This window comes from Pseudoduganella sp. R-32 (assembly GCF_049913245.1).
Lineage (GTDB): Bacteria > Pseudomonadota > Gammaproteobacteria > Burkholderiales > Burkholderiaceae_D > Rugamonas.
Genome location: NZ_CP183987.1, coordinates 472,658 through 493,654, shown reverse-complemented (window position 1 = coordinate 493,654; position 20,997 = coordinate 472,658). Strand labels below are relative to the sequence as shown.

Genomic DNA, 20,997 nt, shown 5'->3' with positions numbered 1-20,997 from the left:
CCTCCTAGTTGCGTGCGTGGGTAACCTGGAAGCTGTCGATGCCTTCGTAATGGGTCATCTCTTCCGCGATGCGCGACAGCGGCGATCCGCTGCGCTTGCTCAGTGCCAGCGCGACGAAGCGCCATTCCAGCTTGCCCTGGTCCATGCCGATGGTCAGAGAACCGCCGGCGATCTGGTAGCCGCGTTCCAGCGCCATGGCGCGCAGCTGGTCTTCCTTCGGCTCGAAGCCTGGCTTGAAGCGCATGGTGATCGCGATTGCATGGCGCGACGGCAGCCACGCTTCAACCTTGGACAGGAAGATCATGGACATCGCGCACAGGAAGGCCAGGCCCATGGCTCCCAGGTAGAACCCCAGTCCGACTGCCACGCCTATCACCGACGAGGCCCAGATCGACGCCGCCGTCGTCAGGCCGGAAATATTGAAGCCTTCGCGCATGATGACACCCGCGCCAAGGAAGCCGATGCCAGTCACGATGCCCTGCACCACACGGGTCGGGTCAGTGCCGACCAGCTCGGACATATGGCCGCCAAACCAGAGCGAGGGGTAGCCGCACACCACGGTCAGCGCCGCCGACGCCATGCATACCAGCCCATAGGTGCGCATGCCCGCCGCTCGCCCGTGGTAGGAGCGCTCATAGCCGACCAGCAGGCCAAGCAGCAACGCGCCGATCAGGTTCATCAGGATCACGAGATTGGTCGCCAGTTCGCCGGACGACCAGTAAGCACGCAGGAAATCTATGCTGGGCATAGCTGCCTCACTTATGGTTTTGGTGTTTTCTTGGCTGCGAGCTGCTTTTCGAATGCTACATCGAGTTTGCTGACGCGTTTTACTTTTTGCGGGCCCTGCGCATTGACGAAGGCCACAAAATCATCCAGCTCCATCGGAGCGCAAAGCGGCGGCTGGCCCGGCCCTTCCGTCAGGAAGAAATGGCCGCTGCCGGTCATGGTCAGCGAATAGGACTGGTTGCCGGAGCGCTCTTTCAGGCGCGCCAGCGCGTTGGATGCCTTGGTGGATCGGCTCATATTGCCTCCGTCCTTTCATTCAGCCAGCGCAACGAATCGCCGCTGACATGCCGGGACAGTCGTTGGCGCACGGTGGCGTGGTATTCGTTCAGCCAGCGCACTTCATCCTCGCGCAGCAGGGATTTGTCGATGCAGCGCGTGTCGATCGGGCACAGGGTCAGGGTCTCAAATCCCAGGAATTCGCCAAATTCCGATTCTGCCGCAGGCACGTTCAGCACCAGGTTTTCAATGCGGATGCCCCACTTGCCAGGACGGTAGATGCCCGGCTCGTTGGAGGTGATCATGCCTGGCTCCATGGCCGTATGCGCATCCGGCGGTGTCGAGGGCGAAATCGACTGCGGGCCTTCGTGGACATTGAGGAAATAGCCGACACCATGGCCGGTACCGTGGCCAAAATCGATGCCGGCAGCCCACAGCGGCGCACGAGCAATCGCATCCAGCATCGGCGATTTCACGCCGCGCGGGAACCGGGCGACGGACAACGCCATCATGCCTTTCAGGACCAGGGTGAAGTCGCGCCTGTGCTCCTGCGTGATGACGCCGACCGGTACCACACGGGTAATGTCAGTGGTGCCGCCAGTGTACTGGCCGCCGGAATCGAGCAGCAGCAAGCCATTGCCTTCAACCACGGCACTGCCTTGTGCCGGCGCGCGGTAATGCATGATCGCCCCGTTCGCATTGAAGCCTGCGATGGTGCCGAAGCTTAGGCTGACAAAACCTGGGCGGCGTCGACGCGCCTCCAGCAAGTGCTGGCCGATGGCGTACTCGGTCAGCGGTTCGCGCTTCGGATCGGCCAGGGTTTGTTCGAGCCAGCTGAAGAATTCGCACAAGGCAGCGCCATCCTGCTCCATCGTCGCGCGCACATGTTCCGCTTCATGTTCGGTCTTGCGGGATTTTGCGAAGGTGGTTGGATTGACCGCTTCAATAATTCTCACACTGTCCGGTACCGCCTGGCGAGTGCCGAACGTGATGCGGCGCGGGTCCAGCAGCAGCGTGCTGCCGGCTGGCAGCGTCGCCAGAGCCTGAGCTGCCTCCTCGTATGGCTCTACGAAGACGTTGTCGGCCGCCAGCAGGCCCGCCAGGCCCGGCTCAATCTTGCCGGCGCCGACGAAGAGCATGGCGCGATCCTGGTCGACCAGCGCGTGCGACAGGAAGATCGGGTTGTAATTGACGTCCGAGCCGCGCAGGTTGAACAGGTAGGCGATATCGTCCAGCGTCGAGATGATGTGATGGGCCGCGCCCTGGCGCGTCATCTCCGCCCGCAACGCCGCCAGCTTGGCCGCGCGCGTCTTGTCGGCAAATGGCCGCTGGTGCTCGTAGACCGGAGCGTCAGGCAAGCCGGGACGATCGGTCCACACTTCATCCAGCAAATCGAGGTCGGTGCGCAAGGCAATGCCGCGCGCCTGCAGCAGGCGAGCGATCGAGAGGCCAAGAACTGCGCCATCGACCGCCAGCGCTTGGCCGGGCTTCAAGGTCTCGGCCAACCAGTCAACGTACTGCACGCTGGCGCCCGATGAAATTTTCATCAGTTTGACACCAGTTCCGGCCAGCTCCGCTTCCGCCTGCGTCCAATAACGGCCATCTGTCCAGACGCCCGCGAAATCCTGGGTGACGATGAATGTGCCGACCGAGCCGGTAAATCCCGACAGCCATTCCCGCCCTTGCCAGCGCGCCGGCAAATACTCGGACAAATGGGGATCGGAGGATGGGACCATGCAAGCATCAACCTGATGGCGGCGCATTGCCGCGCGCATGGATTCAAGTCTGGTGCGGATTGATTCTTTCATAGCGCAATCATACCCCGATTGAGCCATAATGCCCGGCGGCCGCTGCTTTCAGGCGGCAATGGAGAGAGAGAATTGATTCCTGAAGATGTACGCGCAGAGATTATGCGCCGGCTTGCGGCTGCCGAAGCCGAACATGATGTGCGTGTCCTGCTGGCAGTAGAGTCCGGCAGCCGTGCCTGGGGCTTTGCCTCACCGAATAGCGATTACGACGTGCGCTTTATTTACGCGCACCCGCGCGACTGGTATGTCGCAGTCGACTTGGAAGAGAAACGCGATGTCATTGAATACAAGATCGTCGATGAGATCGATATCAATGGCTGGGATATTCGCAAGGCTTTACGCCTGTTCCGCCGTTCGAATCCAGCATTTGTGGAATGGATCCAATCGCCAATCCTGTACCGTTCCCACGGCGGTTTCGCGGACGGTGCTCGTGCGTTGCTGCCGAGCGTGTATTCCGGCGAGAACGGCATTTACCACTACCAGAGCATGGCAAAGACCAACTATCGCGGCTATCTGCGTGCCGATATGGTTCCTTTGAAGAAGTATTTCTACGTGCTGCGTCCCTTGCTGTCCGTGCGTTGGCTCGAACGTTATGGCACTCCAGCGCCTATTGAATTCGACAAGCTGCTGCATTTGCTGGAAGGCGAGACGGAACTTCTGGAGGCAATCGCGGCGCTACTGGAGAAAAAGAAGGGTGCGCCGGAAATGGGACTGTCCGAGCCGGTGCCGTGCCTTAACCGGTTCATCGAAGCGGAACTCGTCCGCCTTGAACGACCGGATGTCGTCCGCTTCCGAAGCAGCGACGTCAATGCAGAACTGAACCAGCTATTCCACGCCGTCCTCGCCGAACAGCGCTAAAGCCTGCCCCCGGGCGGCAGGCCACCACCCGCCTGCCGCTCAACCAATCACCAGCAACTTGCAACAAGCAAGAATCTCCGCACGATTGGAATTCCAAAAGTTAGCTTTTTACTACTTTGTGCTAGCATCCTTTCGCCAATAAATTATTGCCCAATGACAACTAAATAGCGGCCCATTGCGGGCTTTTTTTTATGAATCTGCTCGACCTCGCCGGCTTATCCGCCGCTTTCAGTGAAGCCAACCGCCCGATCCGCCTGCGCCTGGGATCAGAGAATGAAGTCCTGGACGACGCCCTCATGGTCCAGCGCGTAACCGGTGTTGAAACGATGTGCGGCGACGGCATCGAGTACCGCCTCCTTTGCGTTTCGACCCAAGCTGGACTGCCCATCAAGCAATTCATCGCATTACCCGTCGAAGTACAGTTCGTCACCGCCGACGGCACGCTGCGCTCGGTATGCGGCCTGGTGCAAAGCGCTTCCGAAGGGCAAAGCGATGGCGGCTTCGCGACCTACCAACTGGTGGTACGCGATGCGCTCGCCATGATGGAGCTGCGCACCAATACGCGCGTCTTCCTCGACATGAGTGAAACCGACATCATCCAGAGACTGGTCAGCGAGTGGCGCCACCGCAACCCTGTGCTGGCACGCTCTTTCGACATCGACCTGTCCGGTGTGCTTGGCAACCACCCTTCGCGCGCCTTCACCATGCAGTTCCAGGAATCAGACTCGCAATTCCTGAAAAGGCTGATGAAACGACGCGGAATCGCCTGGTTCATTCGCCCCGGTCAATCCAGCGAAACCGGCAGCGACGACATGCCAAACCATACCCTCGTCTTGTTCGACAATGTATGGCAGCTGCCAGAACCAGGTACCATACCATGGCGCTATCACCGGGCAGACGGCACAGAAAAGGCCGACGCCATCAACGCCTGGAGTGCGGAACGCACGCTCGCCCCCGGTGCCAGCACCCGGCATAGCTGGGATTACAAGGCCGCGCGTATGGCAAGCCACCAAGCCGACACCCTGCTTGACCAAGGCACGCTGGGCAACCAATTCGCGGAAGCGGTCACCGACAGCTGGATTGACCCGCCGCATATGGGCAAGGACGGCGAGGACTTCGCCTTCCTGACCCGACTGCGCACCCAGCACCACGAGTACAAAAGCAAACGCTTTTACGCCGAATCGGACCAGCGCAGCGCCTGCGTCGGCGTCACGTTCAGCATGAGTGGGCATTCCGAGATCGACAGCCACGCCCCGGAAGAACGTGAATTCGTCATCACCGAACTGCACGTCGTTGCAGAAAACAACCTGCCCAAGACCCTCGGCGACAAGGTGCAACGCTTGTTTGCGGTCAACGGCTGGCACGCATCGACGTCCGCCAGCTTTGACCCATCCACCTTGGCACAAGCCAGCGACGAACGGGTCGCCCGCTACAGCAACCGCTTCACCTGCGTTCGTCGCGGCATTCCGATCGTACCGGCCTACGATCCAAGGGTAGACCTGCCGCCGACCCATCCGATGAGCGCCATCGTGGTCGCCGATGAGGGCGAGGAAATCAGCTGCAATGAACTGGGCTGCACCAAGGTCAGGATTCTCGGCTGCACAATCGAAGACCATGAACACGGCGCAGGCGCGTCCGGCACAGCGCGCGACTCAGCCTGGATACGCAACCTTAGCGGCTGGGCCAGCAATGGCTACGGCATGATCGCCTTATGCCGCGCCGGCGATGAAGTCATACTCCAATTCCTGGACGGGAACTGCGACCGGCCCGTCATTACCAATCGCGCCCACAACGGCAACGCCCCACCACCAACCTTCAGCCATGTAGGCAGCCTGCCCGGCAACTTCGCCCTGTCCGGCATCAAAAGCAAGGAATTCGGCGGGAGCCGCTACAACCAGTTGCGCCTGGACGATACGCGGGGCCAGATCAGCGCCCAACTGGCAAGCGAACATTGGCACAGCGAAGTAAACCTTGGCTATTTGACGCAACCGCGGAGCGATGGCAAAGGTGAGCCGCGCGGTGAAGGCTATGAACTGGCTAGCGAAGCAGCTGGCGCCCTGCGCGCGTGCTCATTGCTGCTGACCACGGAACAGCAGAAGAGTGCCGGCGGCACGCAGTTGATGCGCGACGCCATCATTCAGGTGCTGAGTGCCGCCCTCGAGCAAGTTCAGCGCCAGGGAGAATACGCGGCGGAGGTCGAGGCCAACCTGCCGGAAACGGGACATGACAACAAGCAGGTCGACGATGACAGCAAGCCTGGCGCACAGGCACACGCTGGGCACCAAACCCAGCTAAAAGAGGCAGTCGACAACCTGGAGCGCGGCTTCAACACCGACCCCGACGGCAAAAGCGGTGAAGGGGACCAACACGGCAAGCAAGGCATCCTCATGCTTGGCTCAACTGCCGGTACCGCATTGACCAGCCAGCAAAGCATCACCGTGGCCGCCAACACCAACCTTGACCAGGTCGCGCAACGCGATATGAACCAGACGACCGGCCGGCGCTGGATTCATAACGCTGCAGAGTCGATCAGCCTGTTCGTATCCGGCACAAAGGCGAAGCTGAAGGATACCTTCAAGATCATCGCCGCCAAAGGGAACGTGAAGTTGCAGGCCCAGGACGGAGAAATCAATGCTACGGCGCAAAAGGACCTCACCATCACCAGCGTCGATGGCCGCGTGGTGATCCAGGCGCCGGAGGAAATCCTGCTGATGGCGGGGGGATCTTATATCCGGATCGGCAAGGATCTCGAGGCAGGAAGCCCGCAAAACATGCTGCTCAAGGCCGCGAAGTACGCTATGACCGGCGCAGCCAGCAAGTCGGCAGACATAGCAGAGCCACCGAAAGGCAACGAAAAGATGTGCGCTATGCAGTCGGCGAGCGCTGTCGCCAACGATGGCGCTCTAGTTCCAATCAACTGATATCGAAGCGCATGTTTGCACAAGAATTACTTGAAGCACACGGCTACGCAATGGTCGACTGCTATATGCTGGGCGACGAACTGCCGCCGACGTGGAAGCTGCTGCCGCTAGTGCCCGACGGCCTGGAAGCCGATGCCGCCAAATTTCCTGCCTTGCTGCCATTGGCATCGCTACCGGATGAAGAATTCTTCGCACTGTGCGAACAGCTGGAGCACGCCCGCGCGCACAAGGTAACGCCGCCCATCCTGTCACTGTTCAAGACCAGCGCCGACGCAAAGCACCTGCAGGCACACTGGAAAAAGCAGCTGATAGCGCGACTGCCTGGCGGCGGCAAGTTCCACCTGCGCAGCTATGCACCGCGCGTCATGACGCAGATACTACGCATCTACAGCCCGCCGCAATTGAAAGCGCTGTTTGGCTGCATTAGCGAATGGAGCATTTACTGCGACCACGAATGGCATCGCTTGCAGGCCCCGGCTTGCGAGCCAGTGCTGGCGCAGTTCTTCAGCCGCCCTCAGGGCGAGCAGATGCACCGCATACAGGCAATCAACCGCACCTTGGCACAGTTGCCGGACGAACTAAGGCCGGCTTACGCATCCGATGCCAAGGGATACTTCAGCGTCAGCGAAAAAATAGACTCGCTGCTGCTCCGCGCAGCGAACCATGCCCTGGCAAGGGAGGACGAGCAAGTCCAGTTCGCATTACACGGCATGACCGTTCATCCGCATTTTGATACGCACCCCCGCGTGCGCGCGCTGCTGGCCGGCATAGACAGGAACGAGCAGACGTACCTGGACGCCATTGCCGAATTGCAGCCCGCAGACTGGCAACGCATTGCCACCGACCTCAACGCGCAACAACACACCCAATACCTGATGGACAAAGCACCATGACATTGAATACCGTACCCGGTTGCGAATTTTGCGACAAGCGTGGATTGCCTGTACTCGTAGCTCGCTACGCGCTGGCGCCCGTCACTGCGGGCGCCCCAAAAACCCGAGCGCTCCATGCCGACGGCAAGACTGAATTCGTGGGCCTGGGTGACTCGGCCCACTACACTCGCCGCCTATTGCGTTGCGGCTACCTTTACGTTCACGACGAAGCACGTAAGCGCTGGGAAGGGTACTTCGTTACTGAAGACGCGTACCTCATGCGCTTCGAAGTGGGCAAGCCAGTGCCAAGTTCCTTTACCGCCAACAAACAACCTTGTACGCAAACTGGCCATCAGCAGGTGGCCGGCATGGTGACCATTCCCGACCCAAACAAGGCCACGCGAGTCTGGTTTGGCTTTTCCGATGTGGAGTGGACTGAAGCGGTGCTTAAACAGCACGAGGATACCGCCTACCGCAAAAAGCACATGCTAGTGTTGGACGTCAAAGTCGCCCTCGCGGGTGGCAAGCAAGAAAACGTCCATCCAATCAAACTCCTTGGCAGCAAGGTCGCGGAGTTTGCTTGTGATCCGCTCAAGGCAACAGCGCCTAACGCGTTTTACCACGCTCCGTACCAGTTTACGCCACGCAGGCTCCAGTTGGAGCAAACACTCGAGACCGCTGATGCACTGCGCAAGGGCCAGGGAGTCATCGTCAGCTTGCACGATCCCCTGGCAATGGGCATTGAAATAGCGGTACAGGCAAACCACTTGCTGACAAACAAGCTTGAACTTGATCAGCGGGACAAAACCAAGTCCCGAAAAATCGTTGTATCGAGCGCCATCCTGCAGTTGCGAAGCGCGATCATGGAGAACGCCCGAGCCTCTGCGATTGACGATGCCAAGGAGCTAGAAAATCAAACGTTAAGCATGGGCATGGGGGCTTATAGTTTAAGTGGTTTTTACAAGGGCATGCCGAATCAGGTGGAGATCCAAAAGGAACAAGCCAAAGCTTGGCGACGGTTTACGCACCGCGAGAGTGGGCGCGCTCGTTTCAATGAGGCCATGGTTGAAACGTTCTACAAGAGTTATCAGCAGGAAGTAGAGACTGTTACCGAAACACAAATCAACCCGCTTGGTGAAGCGCATGTCGCCTGGACCACTAGCAAGCGCTTGGCCAATTACATGAGCTGCAGTTTCGATACCACCGACATAAAATCGGGCGCCGCCTATGTCCAAGCGATTCTAAATCTCACTCAAGGGACAGAAGGCATTAAGCCATGCTTTAACCAATACGAAAAATGGCTAAATGAAGATGTTTTCGATTCAGAGAATATCTTGCTGCGCGCAATGGTGTATAACAATGATGCATTAGCCAAAAAAGTAGCGGACGCTACTGCATTCGATTCGCGCGCCATCCCATGGGATGCCTTGGCAGCTAGCTATAAGAAGTCCGTCGAACTCATCAGTGAAAATCAAGCGACGCTAGGTGCCACACTGTTGGCACGAATGATGGGCCCTTTGGCCTACGCGGGCGGCCATTTCGTGGATGGTGCAGCTAAATTGGCCTTTACCATATTAGGTATGCATAGCGGACTGGGATGGGAACGGCTGTCGTTTGAAGGCAGCCGTAAGCAATTCCGTGCGTTTTTGGTACGTCAGATTATTGAAAGCAGCGATACAGGCCTCACCAAAGCGCAAATCAAGATTGCGGTCGACCGGGAAATCCAACTCGCTGCAATTCACGGGGAAAGACTAGAGGGCCGGAGGACCTTCAAATGGGTTGCCATGCGTCAATTGGGAGCTTCAACTCTAAAGACTCCCCGCACTTTGAACGACATTCGATTCGACAAGTTTAAGCAAGTTATCAATTCAAATGTTCGCTTAGGCATGTGTATCGGCGTTCTTCAGTATATATGTCTGACAAAAACCGTTGCCGATCATGCGAAATCATTGGAGGGGGATTTGGCTGAAGCAAGGTCACGTCTTGCCGCAGGCATAATTGGAGTCACGGGTACTTTATGCGAAACCATAGGTGCCGCAATTGAACACATGGGCCAAGCCGGATTTAGATGGGCACAGGGGCTAACGGCGGTTAGATGGGCCGCCAGAATAAAGCTTGTAGGGCAAGCTCTGGGATTAGTTGGTGCAGGAATCATGGCCGTCTGGGATCTCATGAAAGCTAGAGAGGAATTGCAAAAGAACAACATAACCACAGGACGTCTCTACATAGCATCAGGCCTCATCGGCTTAGGTATCGCCATTGCTTTATGTTTTGGGTTCTATCTCGTGACTTTAGTATTCGTCATAGGGTATTTGATAGTTGTCTATTGGCTTGAGCAGGTAAAAGATCAAGCGATACACAGCTGGATCGAGAACTGCATTTTTGGAATCGCAAACAGCTACGATAGCGCAGAGCTTGAGATGAAAGAACTAGGCAAAGCTCTTACTTAAGGAAATAGTAATGTACTCTCCAGAATTTTTGAAGCCAAAGGGATTTAAGGTCAATCGCCCTTTGCAGCAAGAAGAAAGACTCAACGAGCTGAAGAAAAATGAAAAAATTGCCGAATTTGACGAAAATCTGCCGCATTATCAGCTGTCAATCATTCAACAAAATAGTACTTTCGCAGAAATAGTAGATAGGGACTACCCTATCCGGGGTGTATTCACAACACTGGCATTGCTGATTATTGTAGGACTTTCCTGGTTTTTGGCAGCAATTACGTTTGATACAGTTAGCCGGTGGGACGCTATTGAAGAATACAACAGGGAAGGGATGAGAAACACATTGTTCTTTGCTGCCTTGATGGTGTTCCTGTTTATCGCCTTTTCTGCGTATGGACTTTTTCGTGAATCATTCAGCTACACTCATTTTCCTTTAAGACTTAATCGAAAGAACCGAAAAATCTATATTTGGCGCAGAAATGGAGAGGTATTCAGCGCGCCTTGGGATAAAACCTTCTTTTATGTGCGTTGCTACAGTAAGGGCGCTGTCCAGATGTGGGATATTGTCGGCCATGTCTTATCCGAAGATCGCCAGACCGTAAAAGATTCCTTCACTCTGAGCAGCTACACCTCAAGTGACGCAACCGACTTGCGGTTCCATTGGGAATATTTCCGTCGCTTCATGGAAGATGGGCCCGCCCAGCCATATCGAATGCTTAAGATTTGTCTGCCGATAGCCAAACGCCGAGAGACCTGGTGGGAAGGGTTTATGCGCCTGTCGCTTCTACTGCATGGCAGCGTCATTATGCAAATAATGGCCACGCCATTCAATCTGCCCGCCAGCTTAGGCCGAGTATTCGCCATGCATACCAGCAAAATACCGCGCTGGCCTGACTGGGTCGAGCAGGAATGCGCTATTGCCGAAGATGATCCGTATGTTCGCGAATCGGGGTACGAAGCACCGCGAGAAACCTCACAAGCGGCGTAATCTGTTTTCCGCTCAGACAAGATGAAGAATGTATAGCGACTATAGCCAGTCAAAGAAATTCGAGTGGAATGGTCTACCGAATAATGATAAGAAAGAAAACGAACTGAAGATAAAGGAGAAGCTGGAAGGATTTGACGAGAATTGGTCGCATGACGACCCGTTTGTCATCCAGTTTAACAGCACCTTTATCGAAGTGACGGATACCAGGTACCTTTCGCGAGGGCTCGGAACGCTCGGTTACCTGCTCACTATACTGGTGATATTGATACTTTGTTTGCTTATCAATTCTGGCGAGACTGATGCACTTACTCACTTTCATCATTTTATTGACTTCGTAGGATGGAGTGGTTTGCTGTTGCCAATCTTGGTGCAGCTTCTCTTCATGGTTTCCATCTACGAATTGCTGAAGGAGTCCTTCAACTACACCCATCTTCCGATCCGACTCAATCGGAAAAATCGAAAGATCTACATCTGGAAAAGGGACGGGACGGTATTAACTACAGAGTGGGATAAGGCGTTTTTTTGCATTAGCGAGTATCGATGGGATACCAACGTGGCATTCCATATCAGTTGCTTTCTGATGGAAGGTAAGGGCAAGCACCGGACGGCAACCGGTATTTTCAGACTTGGTTACGCGTCGAAAGATATCAATGAAGTGCGCAATTGCTGGGAGTACCTTCGTCGCTATATGGAAGATGGCCCCAAGCAACCCCACAGAATGCTGAAGGAATGCTTGCCAATCGCGAAACGTTACGAAACCTGGCAAGAAGGCTATGCACGACTACCAAAGGACTGGTTCACCGTTCCGATCTGTTTCTTGGCCAGCTTTGCCCGCGTATTCGCTATGCGCACCAGCAAAATCCCACGATGGCCTGACTGGGTAGAGCGGGAATGCATGATTACGAAACACGATCCCTATGTGCGCGAATCAGGCTACGAGGAAGTGTGACGCGTTTTCATGCGGAACCGAAATGACAAAGGAAATGACGAATGCGATGGCTGTTATCTAGATTTTTGATTTTGCTGGGCGCTCTCGCTTGCTGGATCGCCTTCCTCGCGCTCGGAGTCCGGCCTGACTATAGCAAGTGGGCCAATTACAAATTGGTGACGCTGCACTTTCTGCCACCAATCGGCATGTGCCTGGCATGGTGGTTTGGTCGCTGGTACGTAAGTGACCACAAGCAAAGCGCTCCGGAGGCGCAGCACAACCAAACGGAAGCTGCGATGCAAACCGTGCAGGATCCGGTGCATGCCCGAGTCGAGCAGCGCCGCCAGTATTGTGACTGCCGCTTGTTGACGATCAACGACCTGGCAGTCCACGAAATGCTGGAATTGACCGAGAGCCCCAGTGTGGCAATCTCGATGGTGAAGGCAGACGAGAAGAGTCAGGAACTTGCTTCGCAAGACACTCGCCGAGCGCTGGATGCCGGTATCGCCGAAGCGCTTGGCTATATTTATGCCGAGTGCGGCGCAGCAGCCGCCTTGCCCATCTATCTGGTGGCACCTGCCGACATTGCGGCCAAGGATGTAATTGAACACGTAAGCATGATCGCGGCGAGGCTCATCTCCGACATGAAGCTGCCGGTGAAGTTGAAGGCTGATGCGCCGCTGGTAATGGCCATGCCGTCGCGGGGCAGCGCTTCGAATAGCGTGCTTGGGCTATTCGAGAGCATTCCCGAGCTTCCGGCTGCGGTGGTGCTGGCGTTTGATTCATCGATGTCGCAGCTATCGCTGCCGGTTACAAAGCCTGGCCATGGCGTGTTCGCCCTGCTGGTGACCGCTGCCGATTTACCTGCCATGCTTGATGCGGCGGCCACCGATGATGATTCGTCCCGTGGCTATTATTCGGGCGGCGCTTTGCCTTTGCTTGCGAGTTTGCCGCGACTACTGCGAGATGAATTGCGCGCGCTGGGTTCAGTAGCGCGCATCTACCGCGCCGCCACCGGGAAGATCGACGATAAAAGCGGCCAGCTAGTGCTGACGTCGCTTCTCGAACAGGCGCAACTTCATGCAAGTGCGCCCGGACAGGCTGCCGAATCGCGCTGCGAATGGCTTGTGCACAATACTGGCGAGTCCAAGCATGCCGGTGGCCGCCTGGCCTCGATTGCCGGTGCACTAATGCATCGAAAGATCGACCTTAAACCCATCGAGATGGCAACTGATATGGTCCGGCATGTCGGGCACCTTGGACAGGCCAGCCCCATAGGCCTGCTGGCCGTTGCTTTGGTACAGGCGCAAGGCAAGCAGGGCCCTGTCTTGTGCGCGGAGTTTGCCGAGCCAAATGGCATCGCGATCGCATTTGCAACGCCTCACCTGAGCTAGCCATGAAACGTGTCATTCGATTAGGTGATTCCACCAGCCATGGCGGTTCGGTCACCAGTGCGGCAGAAAACTTCTCCATCATGGGCATTGCCGTTGCGCGCGTGGGCGACACTGTTTCGTGCCCACGTCCGGGTCACAGCGGCTGCACCATCGCCGAGGGCGACCCGGACTGGGTGATCGAAGGCCGCGCAGTGGCCCTGGAATCCCACGTCACCAGTTGTGGCGCCGAGCTGATTTCCTCGTTGCCGAACCTGGAGCGGGGGTAAGGCATCCCGGCCGACGGGCGCTCACCGGCCTACATGCGCGGCACGCCATCCCGATTGACCGTGATGGTGCGGCCAGGTTCGGACGAGAGCTGGGCGCGGTGTTCGGTGCCGCGGAACTCGTAGGTCACGTCCCAGTATTGCGGCGTGCGGCTGGGAATAGCTTCGCAGCGCTGAACGTTCTGGGCGTACTGGTTGCCGGCGTTGCGGCCAACATTGGAGCCGACCGCCGCACCGGCAATCGCGCCGCCGACCGTGGCGATGTCTCGGCCGGAGCCGCCGCCCACCTGGTGACCCAGCACGCCGCCAATCAGGGCGCCGGCGATGGCGCCTGCCGTGCCGCTGCCGCCCGAGGCTTCAACCTGCTGCCGCTCAACCCAGCAGCGTTGCTCGGGCGGGCCCACCACGGCGCGAGCAGAAGTAATTGGGGCTTCATACACACGCTCGCTCGGTCGCATGCGGTATTCATAATTTGGCTGGGCCACCGGCTCTGGTGCGTAAGCCATTTCATCAACACGCCGGCGCGGGGGCACGGCGCGGATCGACGAGATATTGTCGTTAAGGCCCATACCCTCCAGCGATTCATAGCTGCCGCGCCGCAAGATCCTGCACTCGCCCTCGAAGTTAGGTAACGGGCACACTTCCCAGCGGCCGCGCTCAACCACGACCGACGAGGCGCGGTTATCGAAACCTGCGCTGCGCAGATCGCTGATGGAACGTGTGACGTTAATCGGGCGGCCGCGCCAGCCTTCGCGCGGATAAAGCGTGATTTGTGCCAAGGCGTGCGCGCTGACGAGGGTGATTAGCGTCGCCAGCGCAGTTCTGATTGGAAACTTCATGATGTCCTCCGATACAGATCAGGTGCGCCCAGCATGCGCCCGGCAATATCGGCTGGTCTGTTCGGGAACACTCGTTACTTAGTAAACGGAACCTCCCGGCTGGGTTGAGCTCAACACGCCTTTGATGGCTGAGATGTTGTAGTTCAAGGTAGAGTTGCCGTAGCTGGCCCAATTCGCCAGGCTGAAGCTGCCGCTGCCGGACAGGCGCTGCACACCGACATTGCGGTATGTGAGCGGCGTTTTGGGTTTGCAGACTTCGGGAATCCCGACGGTGTTCAGGAAATACGCTGAGCCATTGCCCACGCGCGTGGCGATTCCATTTTCCACCAGCAGCGCAGTTTCCACATCGACGCCAATGCCGTGCGTCATAGGCGTCCAGCCATCGTTCACGATGCGCGCCATGAAGGTCACCAGGCGCCCCATGCGGTCACGCGAATCGAGGTGCATGTCGGAGATCATATTGCCCATGCCGGGCAAAGCCAGGAAGTCACGTCCGAGCGAGACCGATTTGTCATAGGGATTGGATAGCGCCTGAGGCGAGGTGATCGAGCCATTCAAGGCGTTGAACACATACTGGCTCATCACAGCCAAGCCGGCACTGGTGCCGCCGATGGGGACATTCTTGTTGGCCAGCCCCTGGATGGCGGCCTGCAGCGGCGTGCCCTTCCAGTCCTCCCAGTAATTGGCCTGGTCGCCGCCGGCGATCCACAAGGCTTCGGCATTACGCACGCGCTCCAGCACAAACGGATCATTTGCCGCCGCGCGGTTAGGGATGATCAGCGTTTCAACCGAAGTGACGCCGCCACCAAAAGCGTAGATGTAGGGGTTATAGGCATCCGTTCCCGTAGCGCGGATGACGACGAAATTACCGCCGCCTGACTTCTGGATCATCCAACGGAATGCGTCGTCCACGTCCGTTCCCCCTCCCATCAATACCAACGAAGGCTGGGCTGGCTGAGGCCTTGTCACGTTGGTGGGATCGCCCACCACATAGAACTCATATTGCTTTGCAGATTGCGCTGAAGCCGAGACGCACAGGGACAATACCAACAGCAAGAGGGCAGGCAGGGAACGCATGGCAAACTCCACTGAAGTGATGAATATGAAAATTCATTCTACTCATCAGTGAAGGCGCATGCTGCACATTATTCATGCCTCGAAGCGACGCAATCCATCCAGGTCGAGGATGCGGATTCCGCCGTAGTCCACGCGCAACAAGCCCTGCTTTTCGAGCACTTGCAAGGCTTGGTTGGCACGTTGGCGCGAGGAGCCCGACAGGAGCCCGACTTCTTCCTGGGAAATCTGCACCAGCCGCTCGATGCCGGGATACAGGTGGGAATTAAATAGTGACGCAAGGCAGCGTGCAACGCGTGTGTCCGGGTCCAGGAGGCGTTCGTTTTCCACCATGCCGATGAACTGACCCAAACGTTCGTTGAGCTGCATCAAGAGGAACCGGGTGAAGGGTAGGCTATTCTCGAGCAGGTAGTGAAAGGTGGCGGCCGGCATGCGTGCGATGCGGCTGTCACGCAGTGTCATGGCGTCATATCGGCGGCGTTCATCTTTGAGTAATGAACCTTCGCCAAACCAGCCGCCAGGCGGCACGCCAGTAAATGTGACGCTTTTTCCGTTTGGCGAGAAGTTATTCATTTTCACCATGCCCGAAATAATGCCGATCCAATTATCGACAATCTCGCCTTTATGGCAAACGAAGCCGCCTTTGGGAATGAACTCCTCGTAGCAGGTAGCCTCTACGCGCGCCAGTTGCTCCTCTGTGAGCACGGGCGCCCAGGTGGAACTGCGTACGGCTTCGATCAGGCTCGGTTCTGTTTTCATGTTGTTGCGTCGCACCATCAAAAGTCGTCGAATTGTCTTTGAAATGACAACTTTGCGACATAGCTCACGCTAATATCATCACACAAAAAGCGCATCACAACTAAAAATGCGCACCTAAAAACCCAAGGAGACACCGTGCAGGATAATCTGACGACCTTCCCTCGCAGGCTGCTTCAGCATGGCAAGGAGCGGCCGCACAAGCCTGCGTTCCGCGAAAAGGACCTGGGCATCTGGCAGACCTGGGACTGGCAGCAAGTGAATGCGGAAGTGCGGGCGCTGGCTTGCGGCTTGGCCGCGATTGGGTTCCAGCGCGGCATGAACCTGGCCATCATCGGCGACAACAGGCCGCGCCTGTACTGGTCGATGCTGGCGGCGCAGTGCCTGGGCGGCGTGCCGGTGCCTATGTACCAGGACGCGCCGGCAGCCGACATGTCCTTCGTGCTGGAGAACGCCGAAATCGCGTACGCCATCGTGGAAGACCAGGAGCAGGTCGACAAGCTGCTCGACCTGTGCGACCAGTGCCCGAACATCAAGCACATTGCCTACGAAGATGAGCGAGGCATGCGCAATTACACGCACCAGCAGCTGATGTCCTATGCCCGCCTGCAAGAACTGGGGCGCGAGTACGACAAGGCGCATCCCGGCTTTTATGAAGCGTCGATCGCTGAAAGCAAGGAAAGCGATAACGCCATCATCCTGTACACCTCCGGCACCACGGGCAAGCCGAAGGGCGTGTGCCAGACCCACAAGGCCCTGCTGTCGGCTGCCGTTGGGGGCATCAGCTTCGACAAGCTGACCGACGAAGAGAACGTGTTGTCCTACCTGCCGATGGCCTGGGTGGGCGACTGCCTGTTCTCGTTCGCACAGGCACTGACCGCCGGCTTTACCGTCAATTGCCCAGAATCGTCGGACACCGTGACCACCGACTTGCGCGAAATCGGTCCGTCCTACTATTTTGCACCTCCGCGTATTTTCGAGAACATGCTGACGCAAGTGATGATTCGCATGGAAGATGCGGGCGCCGTCAAGCGCAAGATGTTCCATCACTTCATGGACGTCGCACGCCGGGTGGGGTCAGACATCCTGGACGGCAAACAGGTGCCGCTGGGCGAGCGCATCAGCTATGCCATCGGAAATGTGCTGGTGTATGGGCCGCTGCGCAATGTACTGGGCATGTCGCGTATCCGTGTCGCCTATACAGCTGGTGCTGCAATCGGTCCGGACCTGTTCCGCTTTTATCGCTCGATTGGCGTCAACCTGAAGCAGTTCTACGGTTCCACCGAGACCTGCGCCTACATCTGCCTGCAGCCGGATGGCGAGATCAAGTTCGATTCCGTCGGAAAGCCGGCGCCTGGCGTGGAAGTGAAGCTGGCGCCGAACGGCGAAGTGCTGGTCAAGTCGCCGACCTTGATGCATTGCTATTACAAGCGCCCTGATGCGACGGCCGAGGCCATCGACGGCGAAGGCTATTTCCACACTGGCGACGCCGGCATATTCGACAACGACGGCCACCTGCGCATCATCGACCGCGCAGCGGACGTGGGCAAGATGAACAACGGCGCCATCTTCGCGCCCAACTACATCGAAAACAAACTGAAGTTCTTCCCCTTCATCAAGGAAGCCGTGGCTTTCGGCCATGAACGCGACAAGGTCACCGCCTTCATCAACATCGACATGGAGGCCGTCGGCAACTGGGCCGAGCGGCGCGGCATCGCTTACTCGGGGTATACCGACCTGGCCGCCCATGAACAGACTTACGCGCTGGTCAAGGAATGCGTGGAAAAGGTCAATGCCGACCTGGCACAGGAGGCATTGATGGCGGACACCCAGGTCCACCGGTTCCTGGTGCTGCACAAGGAGCTCGACCCTGACGATGATGAATTGACTCGTACCCGCAAAGTGCGCCGCAAGTTCATCGCCGAGAAATATGCGGTGCTGATCGAGGCACTGTACGGCGGCAAAGCTTCGCAATACATCGAAACCCAGGTCAAATTCGAAGACGGGCGCACCGGCATGGTGGCAGCCGACCTTCGGATCATGGACCTCAAGGCAGCATAAGCGGGGAAGCCACCATGCAAATGAACGAACCGGAAGCCATCACGGCTGGCCGCAAGATCGGCGACGTGATCCTGGACCTGCGCAATATCTCGCTGTCGTTCGGCGGGGTGAAGGCGCTGACCAATATCTCCTTCGATGTGCGCGAGCATGAAATCCGCGCCATCATCGGCCCGAACGGCGCGGGCAAAAGCTCGATGCTGAACGTGATCAACGGCGTGTACCGCCCGCAGCAAGGCGAGATCATCTACCGCGGCCAGCATCGCAAGAATATGGATTGCTACGCGGCCGCCAAGTCGGGCATCGCGCGCACCTTCCAGAACATTGCGCTGTTCAAGGGCATGACTGTGCTGGACAACATCATGACCGGCCGCAACCTGAAGATGAAGTCGAACTTCCTGCTGCAAGCCCTGTATTGGGGGCCGGCGCGCCGCGAAGAGATCGAGCATCGCCGCAAATGTGAGGAGGTGATCGACTTCCTCGAGATCCAGCATATCCGCAAGACGCCGGTGGGCCGCTTGCCCTACGGCCTGCAGAAGCGCGTTGAACTGGGCCGGGCGTTGGCCGCCGAGCCGCAGATCCTGCTCCTGGACGAGCCGATGGCCGGCATGAACGTGGAAGAAAAGCAGGACATGTGCCGCTTCATCCTCGACGTGAACGAGCAGTTCGGCACCACTATCGTGCTGATCGAACACGATATGGGCGTGGTGATGGATATCTCAGACCGCGTGGTGGTGCTGGACTACGGGAAGAAGATCGGCGATGGCACGCCGGACGAAGTCCGCACCAACCAGGACGTGATCGATGCTTACCTCGGAGTGGCCCACTAAATGGATATCAACTTCTTTGCCGAAGTGCTGATCGGCGGCCTGCTGTCGGGCGTCATGTACGCGCTGGTAGCCATCGGCTTTGTGCTGATCTACAAAGCCTCCGGCGTGTTCAATTTTGCCCAGGGCGCCATGGTGTTCTTCGCGGCGCTGACCTGCGTCGGCTTCATGGACAAGTTCGGGCTGTCGCTGTGGCTCGCCATTCCCGCGACTGTGCTGGCGATGATCATCCTCGGCCTGGCGATTGAAAGAGTGGTTCTGCGGCCCCTGGTGAACCAGCCGGAGATTACGCTGTTCATGGCCACCATCGGCCTGGCCTTCTTCATCGAAGGACTGGCGCAACTGATCTGGGGCTCCCAGGTGCACAAGCTGGACATCCCGATCGAGGACGTGCCTAGTGAAATCCTGATGGAGAAATTCAATATCATCGTCTCCAAGTTCGACCTGACCGCCGCCGCCATTTGCGGTGTGATGGTTGCAGCGCTGGCGCTCATGTTCGCCAAAACCAAGGTTGGTCGTGCGCTGCGCGCTGTGGCCGACGATCACCAGGCCGCACAGGCAGTCGGCATCCCGCTGCAGCGCATCTGGGGCATCCTGTGGGCGGTAGCGGGCATGGTTGCCCTGGTCGCGGGGATGCTGTGGGGCGCGCGCAATGGCGTGCAGTTCGCACTGACCTTCATCGCGCTGAAGGCGCTGCCGGTGCTGATCCTGGGCGGCTTCACCTCGGTGCCAGGCGCAATCGTCGGCGGCCTGATTATTGGTGCTTCCGAAAAGCTGGCCGAAGTGTATATCGGCCCGCACGTTGGCGGCGGCATCGAAGGGTGGTTCCCCTATGTGCTGGCCCTGTTGTTCCTGCTGGTGCGCCCGGAAGGGCTGTTCGGCGAAAAAATCATCCGGAGGATTTGAGCGATGTTCTACCGCGAAGCAGGACAATTCAAGACCAGCTACGAAGCGGATGGCCAGATCCTGCCGATCCGCCAGGACCGTATCGCGCTGTTCACTACCTTGGCCGTGGCGCTGCTGGTGCTGCCGCTGGTGTCGTCACCCTACATGCTGTCGGCCATTTTCATCCCCTTCCTGATATTCGCGCTGGCCGCGCTCGGGCTTAACATCCTGACTGGCTATGCAGGCCAGCTCTCGCTCGGTACTGCAGCTTTCATGGCCGTGGGCGCGTTCGCCGCCTATAACTTCATGCTGCGCGTTCCAGGCGTCCCGGTGCTGCTGGCCTTCGTTCTGGGCGGCCTGTGTGCGGCAATGGTCGGCATGGCCTTCGGCCTGCCTTCGCTGCGCATCCGTGGCTTTTACCTGGCTGCTTCCACGCTGGCGACACAGTTCTTCGTGGTGTGGTGCCTGACCAAGATCGGCTGGCTGACGAATTACAGCTCCTCCGGCGTGATCACCGCTCAGAAAATGGAGATCTTCGGCTATGCGTTCGACACACCGGAACGCAAGTACCTGCTTGTGCTGGCGGTGGTGGCGATCATGGCCCTGCTGGCGAAGAACATGATCCGCTCCAACGTAGGCCGCTCCTGGATGGCAGTGCGCGACATGGACGTGGCAGCAGAGGTGATTGGCATTCGCCTGATGCGCACCAAGCTTCTGGCATTCGCGGTCAGCTCGTTCTACTGCGGCGTCGCTGGCGCACTTTACGCGTTTGCCTACCTCGGAACCGTGGAGCCGGAAGCCTACAACCTGGACCTGTCCTTCCGCATCCTGTTCATGATCATCATCGGCGGCGTCGGTTCCGTGCTCGGATCCTTCCTTGGCTCCGCCTTCATCGTCCTGCTGCCGGTATTCCTGAACATTGTGGCGCACGGCCTGGCGCTGCCTACTACCGTGGCATCGAACCTGGAATTGATGGTGTTCGGCGCCCTGATCATTTTCTTCCTGATCGTGGAACCCCACGGTCTGGCGCGTTTGTGGCAAATCGGTAAAGAGAAACTCCGCCTGTGGCCTTTCCCGCACTGA

The 20,997-nt window shown here is 57.9% G+C and carries 18 protein-coding genes; 12 read left to right on the top strand and 6 right to left on the bottom strand.

Annotation, left to right across the window (positions count from 1 at the left end):
* Positions 1-4: 4 nt before the first annotated feature.
* Genes ACN9MU_RS02320 through ACN9MU_RS02310 form a run of 3 tightly spaced genes read right to left on the bottom strand, consistent with a single transcriptional unit; the run spans position 5 to position 2,810 of the window.
* Positions 5-748: an MgtC/SapB family protein gene (locus tag ACN9MU_RS02320; protein WP_426167116.1), complete on the bottom strand. Its 744-nt coding sequence runs from the start codon at positions 746-748 to the stop codon at positions 5-7.
* A gap of 11 nt (positions 749-759) precedes the next feature.
* Positions 760-1,023: a hypothetical protein gene (locus tag ACN9MU_RS02315; protein WP_426320269.1), complete on the bottom strand. Its 264-nt coding sequence runs from the start codon at positions 1,021-1,023 to the stop codon at positions 760-762.
* The gene (locus ACN9MU_RS02310; RefSeq protein WP_426344077.1) at positions 1,020-2,810 is read right to left on the bottom strand and encodes an aminopeptidase P family protein; all 1,791 of its coding nucleotides are present in this window, start codon (positions 2,808-2,810) and stop codon (positions 1,020-1,022) included. The genes ACN9MU_RS02315 and ACN9MU_RS02310 overlap by 4 nt, the downstream gene beginning before the upstream one ends.
* Positions 2,811-2,828: 18 nt before the next feature.
* On the opposite strand from ACN9MU_RS02310, the gene ACN9MU_RS02305 reads away from it, so the two are divergent.
* The 8 genes from ACN9MU_RS02305 (at position 2,829) to ACN9MU_RS02270 (ending at position 13,478) form a co-directional block, all read left to right on the top strand.
* Positions 2,829-3,668, top strand: coding sequence for a nucleotidyltransferase domain-containing protein (locus tag ACN9MU_RS02305; protein ID WP_426344076.1), 840 nt, complete (start codon positions 2,829-2,831; stop codon positions 3,666-3,668).
* Between the two features lie 191 nt (positions 3,669-3,859).
* The gene (locus ACN9MU_RS02300; RefSeq protein ID WP_426320263.1) at positions 3,860-6,589 is read left to right on the top strand and encodes a type VI secretion system Vgr family protein; all 2,730 of its coding nucleotides are present in this window, start codon (positions 3,860-3,862) and stop codon (positions 6,587-6,589) included.
* Positions 6,590-6,600: 11 nt separating this feature from the next.
* Positions 6,601-7,482 (top strand): DUF4123 domain-containing protein, encoded by an 882-nt coding sequence (locus ACN9MU_RS02295; RefSeq protein WP_426320261.1) that lies wholly within the window; start codon positions 6,601-6,603, stop codon positions 7,480-7,482.
* Positions 7,479-9,911, top strand: a complete 2,433-nt coding sequence (locus ACN9MU_RS02290) for a T6SS effector BTH_I2691 family protein (protein ID WP_426344075.1) — start codon at positions 7,479-7,481, stop codon at positions 9,909-9,911. The genes ACN9MU_RS02295 and ACN9MU_RS02290 overlap by 4 nt, the downstream gene beginning before the upstream one ends.
* A 10-nt stretch (positions 9,912-9,921) precedes the next feature.
* A complete protein-coding gene (locus tag ACN9MU_RS02285; RefSeq protein WP_426320257.1) occupies positions 9,922-10,890 on the top strand; it encodes a DUF6708 domain-containing protein in 969 nt (322 codons plus the stop codon).
* A gap of 28 nt (positions 10,891-10,918) precedes the next feature.
* Positions 10,919-11,839: a DUF6708 domain-containing protein gene (locus tag ACN9MU_RS02280; protein ID WP_426320255.1), complete on the top strand. Its 921-nt coding sequence runs from the start codon at positions 10,919-10,921 to the stop codon at positions 11,837-11,839.
* Positions 11,840-11,880: 41 nt separating this feature from the next.
* A complete protein-coding gene (locus tag ACN9MU_RS02275) occupies positions 11,881-13,212 on the top strand; it encodes a hypothetical protein (RefSeq protein ID WP_426320253.1) in 1,332 nt (443 codons plus the stop codon).
* Positions 13,213-13,214: 2 nt separating this feature from the next.
* On the top strand, positions 13,215-13,478 hold the full coding sequence (locus ACN9MU_RS02270; protein ID WP_426167094.1) for a PAAR domain-containing protein: 264 nt from the start codon (positions 13,215-13,217) through the stop codon (positions 13,476-13,478).
* Between the two features lie 29 nt (positions 13,479-13,507).
* Here ACN9MU_RS02270 and ACN9MU_RS02265 read toward each other — a convergent pair whose 3' ends face one another.
* From ACN9MU_RS02265 to ACN9MU_RS02255, 3 genes are all read right to left on the bottom strand, one after another.
* Positions 13,508-14,314: a beta/gamma crystallin-related protein gene (locus ACN9MU_RS02265; RefSeq protein ID WP_426167092.1), complete on the bottom strand. Its 807-nt coding sequence runs from the start codon at positions 14,312-14,314 to the stop codon at positions 13,508-13,510.
* A gap of 78 nt (positions 14,315-14,392) precedes the next feature.
* Positions 14,393-15,391 (bottom strand): cyanophycinase, encoded by a 999-nt coding sequence (locus tag ACN9MU_RS02260; protein ID WP_426167090.1) that lies wholly within the window; start codon positions 15,389-15,391, stop codon positions 14,393-14,395.
* A 72-nt stretch (positions 15,392-15,463) separates the two neighbouring features.
* The gene (locus ACN9MU_RS02255) at positions 15,464-16,147 is read right to left on the bottom strand and encodes a Crp/Fnr family transcriptional regulator (RefSeq protein ID WP_426320248.1); all 684 of its coding nucleotides are present in this window, start codon (positions 16,145-16,147) and stop codon (positions 15,464-15,466) included.
* A 135-nt stretch (positions 16,148-16,282) separates the two neighbouring features.
* Between ACN9MU_RS02255 and ACN9MU_RS02250 the strand changes: the two genes are divergently transcribed.
* Genes ACN9MU_RS02250 through ACN9MU_RS02235 form a run of 4 tightly spaced genes read left to right on the top strand, consistent with a single transcriptional unit; the run spans position 16,283 to position 20,997 of the window.
* On the top strand, positions 16,283-18,205 hold the full coding sequence (locus ACN9MU_RS02250; protein WP_426336802.1) for an AMP-dependent synthetase/ligase: 1,923 nt from the start codon (positions 16,283-16,285) through the stop codon (positions 18,203-18,205).
* 14 nt (positions 18,206-18,219) lie between these two features.
* Positions 18,220-19,032, top strand: a complete 813-nt coding sequence (locus tag ACN9MU_RS02245) for an ABC transporter ATP-binding protein (RefSeq protein ID WP_426167084.1) — start codon at positions 18,220-18,222, stop codon at positions 19,030-19,032.
* Positions 19,033-19,038: 6 nt separating this feature from the next.
* On the top strand, positions 19,039-19,935 hold the full coding sequence (locus ACN9MU_RS02240; protein ID WP_426337622.1) for a branched-chain amino acid ABC transporter permease: 897 nt from the start codon (positions 19,039-19,041) through the stop codon (positions 19,933-19,935).
* Between the two features lie 3 nt (positions 19,936-19,938).
* Positions 19,939-20,997 (top strand): branched-chain amino acid ABC transporter permease, encoded by a 1,059-nt coding sequence (locus tag ACN9MU_RS02235; protein ID WP_426344074.1) that lies wholly within the window; start codon positions 19,939-19,941, stop codon positions 20,995-20,997.